This is a genomic window from Levilactobacillus senmaizukei DSM 21775 = NBRC 103853 (genome assembly GCF_001592085.1).
Lineage (GTDB): Bacteria > Bacillota > Bacilli > Lactobacillales > Lactobacillaceae > Levilactobacillus > Levilactobacillus senmaizukei.
Genome location: NZ_BCWD01000059.1, coordinates 1 through 1,354 on the forward strand (window position 1 = coordinate 1; position 1,354 = coordinate 1,354).

Genomic DNA, 1,354 nt, shown 5'->3' on the forward strand with positions numbered 1-1,354 from the left:
ATAACTTCTGGATTGTGTTTAGCAAAGCCTTTTAACTGTTTTTGAATTCTTTGTGTAAGCTCTACTTTACTTTCTTTATGCTTCCTTTTACTTGATCGCTGTTGAATTATCTTTTGACCCTTACCTCTTCTTTTTGATTTTAGGTCAAGCGTCAAATCTAAAATTTTATTTTGATCTAGCTTACTTAAATAGTAGATTGTATAAAAAAGATGACCCCAATATAACTGTGAAGTCATCTACATTCATCTATTTAGCTAACTTAGCACCCTTGTCCACATAAACCATGGAACCAATCGGTCCACTAACGGCTAATTTACCATTCTTGTAAGTTAATTTTGTCACTGCTGCATTCTTCAGCGGTGCGCCCGTATACTTGCTACCAGCCATTGATGAGAGATATTCATTGATGGACATCCCAGAACTAACAACTAGTGCGTTACCGCCGCCCCGTTTTTGCGTAGCCTTGGCAATGGTTAACAATTCCTTAGACATCCGCTTTTGCACTTGCTTAGAACTTTCTGCTCGATCACTAGCCACCAGATTGGTCTTTTGGCTATTTTCTTGATCAAGTTTGTAGTAGGCGTTCTGTAACAGATTCCAGTAGTCTTTACCTTGCTTGGCCATCATTTCATCACCAGACTTGAAGCCGTACACACCGGCAATTAAGGCATTATCAGCTGCAATACTGTCACCTTCAAAACTGCCGTAGCCGCCTTCACGTAAGTATTTGGATACGTTGACTTTAACCTTCTTGTTTCCCGAGTACTTGAGCGCTTGCTTGGCCGTCACTTGTTGCCGAGTCAAATTCCCAGCATAGGCCACTTTAAAAGTCTTGCCCTTCAAGCCGCGTCCCAAGTTGTTGGCAACGGCAACCCCATTGCTGGTCAGTGGGAAGTCGCTCCATCCTTGAACCCGTCCCATCACGTTTCCAGTCGTTTCACCATGCCGCGTTAAATAAATCGTCACGGGTTTAACTGCTGCTTTCTTCTTGGTCTTGGCCTGCGCATTGCTGGGTACTGCCACTAGAGCCAAGGCACCAGCAGTCACAGCTAACAAACTAACAATTTTCGTAAATTTCATGGATAATCTCCTCCAAATCTGAAATGATGTCGCATGTTCAGCATTGTTCTTGTCAACGAGTATCTATTAATTGACAAAAATAAAACGCCTACATTGCGATTTTAGCACTTATTTTTACGATGACAATCATTTTTTAATCCTGTAGTTCGAACGTTTAAGTCTCTGATAAAAAAGTAAAAACATTTTAGCACGGATTAGAACCCGGCATGTCGATTTCCAATTCTAAATTTACGAATCCCTCGAATCAAGCTTGTTTTTTACCACGTATGTAATC

At 41.1% G+C, this 1,354-nt stretch carries 1 protein-coding gene and 1 pseudogene; both read right to left on the reverse strand.

Going from position 1 to position 1,354, the window contains the following annotated elements:
* Positions 1-206, reverse strand: a pseudogene (locus LSE01S_RS10580) (hypothetical protein); the annotation flags it as partial.
* A 40-nt stretch (positions 207-246) separates the two neighbouring features.
* Complete coding sequence (locus LSE01S_RS10585) at positions 247-1,080, reverse strand: histidine phosphatase family protein (RefSeq protein WP_061777589.1); 834 nt, start codon at positions 1,078-1,080, stop codon at positions 247-249.
* Between the last annotated feature and the right edge of the window lie 274 nt (positions 1,081-1,354).

Coding starts and splice junctions, on each gene's coding strand:
- LSE01S_RS10585 (WP_061777589.1), bottom strand. CDS start 1,080: ATGAAATTTACGAAAATTGTTAGTTTGTTAGCTGTGACTGCTGGTGCC.